The sequence below is a fragment of the Escherichia sp. WS2035 genome (assembly GCF_046487065.1).
Classification (GTDB): Bacteria; Pseudomonadota; Gammaproteobacteria; order Enterobacterales; family Enterobacteriaceae; genus Escherichia; species Escherichia coli.
In genome coordinates this window covers 1-4168 of sequence record NZ_JBJQKD010000037.1, presented here as the reverse complement: position 1 = coordinate 4168, position 4168 = coordinate 1, and the positions used below count along the sequence as shown (strand labels likewise).

4 protein-coding genes are annotated in these 4168 nt (G+C 62.3%); 1 reads left to right on the top strand and 3 read right to left on the bottom strand.

What is annotated here, in order from left to right:
- The first annotated feature begins 118 nt into the window (after nt 1–118).
- Entirely contained in the window at nt 119–883 is a 765-nt protein-coding gene (locus ACJHX4_RS26560) for an IS6-like element IS6100 family transposase (RefSeq protein ID WP_001389365.1), read from the top strand.
- 492 nt (nt 884–1375) lie between these two features.
- Here the strand turns inward: ACJHX4_RS26560 and mphR(A) are convergent, their stop codons facing one another.
- The 3 genes from mphR(A) to ACJHX4_RS26545 are packed head-to-tail and all read right to left on the bottom strand — an operon-like array spanning nt 1376 to nt 4100.
- Nucleotides 1376–1960 carry a macrolide-binding transcriptional repressor MphR(A) gene (gene mphR(A), locus ACJHX4_RS26555; protein WP_001137892.1) on the bottom strand — a complete coding sequence of 195 codons (585 nt, stop codon included), beginning with the start codon at nt 1958–1960 and terminating at the stop codon, nt 1376–1378.
- Entirely contained in the window at nt 1960–3198 is a 1239-nt protein-coding gene (mrx(A), locus tag ACJHX4_RS26550; protein ID WP_000004159.1) for a macrolide resistance MFS transporter Mrx(A), read from the bottom strand. The genes mphR(A) and mrx(A) overlap by 1 nt, the downstream gene beginning before the upstream one ends.
- Nucleotides 3195–4100 (bottom strand): Mph(A) family macrolide 2'-phosphotransferase, encoded by a 906-nt coding sequence (locus ACJHX4_RS26545; RefSeq protein ID WP_000219391.1) that lies wholly within the window; start codon nt 4098–4100, stop codon nt 3195–3197. The genes mrx(A) and ACJHX4_RS26545 overlap by 4 nt, the downstream gene beginning before the upstream one ends.
- Nucleotides 4101–4168 lie beyond the last annotated feature (68 nt).

Below are 4168 nucleotides of genomic sequence, written 5' to 3'. Positions count from 1 at the left end.
ACAGTTCAATATCAGAAGTGATCTGCACCAATCTCGACTATGCTCAATACTCGTGTGGGCTCTGTTGCAAAAATCGTGAAGCTTGAGCATGCTTGGCGGAGATTGGACGGACGGAACGATGACGGATTTCAAGTGGCGCCATTTCCAGGGTGATGTGATCCTGTGGGCGGTGCGCTGGTATTGTCGCTATCCGATCAGCTATCGCGACCTTGAGGAAATGCTGGCGGAACGCGGCATTTCGGTCGACCATACGACGATCTATCGCTGGGTCCAGTGCTACGCCCCGGAGATGGAGAAGCGGCTGCGCTGGTTCTGGCGGCGTGGCTTTGATCCGAGCTGGCGCCTGGATGAAACCTACGTCAAGGTGCGGGGCAAGTGGACCTACCTGTACCGGGCAGTCGACAAGCGGGGCGACACGATCGATTTCTACCTGTCGCCGACCCGCAGCGCCAAGGCAGCGAAGCGGTTCCTGGGCAAGGCCCTGCGAGGCCTGAAGCACTGGGAAAAGCCTGCCACGCTCAATACCGACAAAGCGCCGAGCTATGGTGCAGCGATCACCGAATTGAAGCGCGAAGGAAAGCTGGACCGGGAGACGGCCCACCGGCAGGTGAAGTATCTCAATAACGTGATCGAGGCCGATCACGGAAAGCTCAAGATACTGATCAAGCCGGTGCGCGGTTTCAAATCGATCCCCACGGCCTATGCCACGATCAAGGGATTCGAAGTCATGCGAGCCCTGCGCAAAGGACAGGCTCGCCCCTGGTGCCTGCAGCCCGGCATCAGGGGCGAGGTGCGCCTTGTGGAGAGAGCTTTTGGCATTGGGCCCTCGGCGCTGACGGAGGCCATGGGCATGCTCAACCACCATTTCGCAGCAGCCGCCTGATCGGCGCAGAGCGACAGCCTACCTCTGACTGCCGCCAATCTTTGCAACAGAGCCCGCCGTGCTAGTCTGCTCGGTGATGGTGGAGTGAAGCCAACCCGCAATCGGGTTATGAATCTGCATCGCGATTCGCAATCAGCTGTCTCTTGAGCATGTCGAACTCCTGCGATGTTATCTCGCCGTGCTCGTGCTGCTACACCAACTTGTCCAACTCATCCGCCACACCGCTCCCCACCACCTGCGATGGCCAGGTTGTTTGCTGGGCGCATTGGCGGAGTATCGTCTCGACCCGGGACACCCACACCGGCACAACCTTACGGGAGTGATTCACTGTCAAAGAATCGGCCCGGTGCTCTGACGCAAGTATCGGGATGGTCACCATTTGTAAGCCGTAGACCTGAGTGGTGATCAAGACTTCGATACCACCGACCGTACCGGTACTAATCGACGACGGTCGTGTTCGTCGCCTGCCGCAGGGACTCTGCACACCTCCGTTTACGCATGTGCCTGGAGGAGTTGGAAATCGTCGTGTTCGGGAAACATTAAACACAGGATGGCAGCGATCTGAGCCAGCACATGATCAGCTAGCTCACCATCCGGATCGACGGCCCACTGCATCGTCGCGCCAGCGATGACCGAGTGCAGGAGCAACTCAGCTGCCGCAGGAGCACCTGGGGGCAGTCGCTTGCGGATCCCCTCCACCACCGCGCGGTTCCGCTGGATCGCAAGCGTGCGTAGCTCCGGCACCTGGAGCTCGTACCAGGAGATGAGATAGTTCACCGAGAAGTCGTTGCGAGTGTTCATGCTCCGAACGAGCACCTGCAAAAATTCCCAGAGCCCTTGCGGCCCTGCGCCTATCGGTATCGCATTCAGGTAATGCCGCACCTGCTCGACGCCGCGCTCCATCATCCTCACCAGCAGCGTATCGCGGTTGGTGAAGCGCTGGATTAACGCTGCGCGGGAGAGCCCCACCTCCTTTGCTACTCCGCTGAGCGTGAACTCTATGGGACCGCAACGCTTCAGCACTACGGTGGCGGCCTCGAGTACCTCGTCATCGGACTTGAGCTTGGGGCGGGGCATCAGTGTTCACCTTCTGTATGGGTTGGGGCGGAGGCTGTGGCTGCCGCCGCCATTGTAGCAAATTGAAGACGGAGCGAGAGTAGAGCCACGAGCCCCGCAAACACGGCCGATACAACGAGGCCAGGGAGCGGACCAGCAAGGTCGACAAACGCGCCGGCCGCAAGCATAACCATGGGCGAGGCTGACAGCATCACCGCCGAGACCGTGCCGAGTACCCGGCCGAGAAGTTCTGGCGGCGTGCGGTTGTAGATGGCAGCGTTGAGAATGGGAGAGACTGAGCCGGTCAGCAGTCCCACGAGCGCGCCCAACAACATCAGCACCGGCACGCCTGGCAACTGTGAAAGCAGAAGCGAGCCCACCGCAGAGCCACAAAATGCCACCGCCAGCCAGTTCTGCGCTGATATCCGGGCGCCGACCGACGCATGAATGGCAATGCCAAGGAGACCACCAGCCCCCATCATTGAGGAGAACAGCCCGAGCTCTGCTACTTGGCGTCCTGCATCTACAAACAGCGCAGGCATGATGACGCTGCCGTTGGCGCCAACGATGCCCACGAAGATCATCACTATACCAAAGAGAGGGCGCAGCAGGGGTTCGCTCCAGAGAAAAGCGACGCCGGCGCGCATGGAGAGAGTCGCCGTCGTGGTCATCGTCCGAGCGGCACGCGCGGGAAGCACCCACGCGCCGAGCAGACCTGCAAGGACGGAGCAGAACGCCGTCAGCCCGAGCGTTGGCGCAGCGCCAAGCAGGCCGATTGCGGCCCCCCCAAGGGCCGGGCCACCTAGAATCGCGACGTTCCCGATCACCGCTTTCAGTGACGAGACGCGCTCAACGGAGAGCCCGGCGACGTGGCCGAGTTTGGGCAGCTCACTGTCCTGCGCGGCCATACCGGGTGCGTCGAACGCGGCACCGAGCACCACGCAAGCGATCAGCCCAGTGTTCGAGAGGGCGCCAACGGCATCGAGCAGTGGGATGCTCGCCATGGCCACGCCGCCCACCACACCCGAGATCAATGCGACGGGCGCGCGCCCGAACCGATCGACGAGGCCACCACCAACCCACGCGCCGATGATGGTCGCGATGACGCTGCTAGCGGCCGTGGCGCCCGCCCAGGCCGCGCTCTTTGTATGAGACAGGACGAACCATGGAAGCGCGAGGGCCGCCACCGCGTTGCCGATCCGGAAGAGAAAGGTCGCCGCGAACAGCGTCGCGAGCGGGCTATATCGACGTTCGCTCATTCCGCTGCGGCGAGCTGCGCCTTCGCCGCAGCGAGGTACTCTTCGTTACCCGAGTCGAGGGCGAAGAGTGCGTAGGTGACCGCCCCGAACGCAAGGCGCTCCGCGATGTGGTGGGCGAGCCGCGGCCACACCCGGCCACCGGCCGCTTCATACGTGAGGAGGAGCTTCGCGAGCCCCTCTTCACCAAAGACCATAAGGTGCGCGGCCATGTCGATGGCAGGGTCATCAACGCGGGCCTCGCTCCAGTCGATCATCCCGCTGACGCGCTCCGTGTTGTCGATGAGCACATGGCCCACGTAGAGATCGCCATGCACCACCACGGAGAAATCTGGCCACGACGAATCGTCGTCGAGCCAGCGCTGCCACCGGTGGAGGCGCTTGTCGTTCACCACGAACTCGCGTCGGACGCGGTCAACGTCGTCGGCCACCTTCTGACGGGCCTGCGTCGGTGTACGGATGAGCATCCCCGCATCCACGGCGGCGGAAATGGGGACGGCATGCAGGGCGGCGAGCGCGGTCGCGAAGCTCTCCGCGAAGACCTCCGAGTCCTGCGGCACGACCCAGTCGGGCGTGGACGAACCAGGCTGGATGACCATCGCAGTCGAGTCTTCGAGCATGGGATAGGCAACGAGCTCGGCGTTGGCCACGCGCCAGTCCGGCACCGCGAACGGCAGGCGATTCTTGAGCATTGCCAGCACCCGCGCCTCTGGTTCGACCTTCGCGCTTACCTCGGCTCGGCGCGGGATGCGCAGCACCCACCGACGTCCATCGTCGACGGTGGCGATCACGATCCTATAGTCGAGCCCAAGCTCATTGACAGTCAGCGGGCCATGGAGCTTGAGCCCATGTCGGGCTGCAAGTGCGTACAGTTGGGAGGTATCGGCGGTCGTGACTACGGTCATGATTCACTCCTGAGGGCTTGACGGGTTTAGCCACCTAAATGTAACAGTCACGTCGGTTATATTCAATC

What these genes read in the sequence shown, in the direction of transcription:
- ACJHX4_RS26560 (WP_001389365.1), top strand. Translation starts at nt 119, where the DNA reads ATGACGGATTTCAAGTGGCGCCATTTCCAGGGTGATGTGATCCTGTGG.
- ACJHX4_RS26545 (WP_000219391.1), bottom strand. Translation starts at nt 4,100, where the DNA reads ATGACCGTAGTCACGACCGCCGATACCTCCCAACTGTACGCACTTGCA.